This is a genomic window from Hymenobacter terrenus, assembly GCF_000972495.1.
GTDB classification, from domain to species: Bacteria; Bacteroidota; Bacteroidia; order Cytophagales; family Hymenobacteraceae; genus Hymenobacter; species Hymenobacter terrenus.
On sequence record NZ_LATM01000140.1, the window covers coordinates 1 to 560 of the forward strand.

Below are 560 nucleotides of genomic sequence, written 5' to 3' on the forward strand. Positions count from 1 at the left end.
GGCTGGCTGATTGGGGTGTCGGCGCTGACGCCCGGCGATGTGCTGGCGACGACGCTGAGCGGGCCGCCGGCCGTGGCCGTGGGCGAGGTCATCACCTACACGGCCACCACGCAAAACGTGAGCCCAGCCGACGCGACGAGCGTGGTCCCGACGATTCAGCTGCCGGCCGGCCTCAACCCGGCCACGGTCACCGTCTCGGGCGGCAGCTACAACCCGAGCACCGGCCTGGTCACCTTTACCACCCTGCCGACGCTGGCAGCGGGCACGACCGTGACCAACTCGGTGAGCTTCATCGCCACCTCGACCGGCACCTACACGGGCCGGGCAGCCAGCACCACGGCCTCGCCCGAAACGATTACGGGCAACAACAACGGCTCGGCGACCGCGGCCCAGGTTTCGACCGCCGTCAATGCGGTGCAGTGCACCACGGTGAGCGGGGTGGCCAGCATTGCCAAAGACGGCAGCCCGACCACGCTGGGGGCGGGCGGCCCGGCCGGCGGGCTGATTGTGAACACCTACTACCCCAGCGGCCCGGCCAGCCAAACCGTGGCCGCCGGCGC

1 pseudogene is annotated in these 560 nt (G+C 71.2%); it reads left to right on the plus strand.

Annotated elements, in window-relative coordinates:
• Window positions 1-560, plus strand: a pseudogene (locus tag WX88_RS26855) (DUF11 domain-containing protein); the annotation flags it as partial.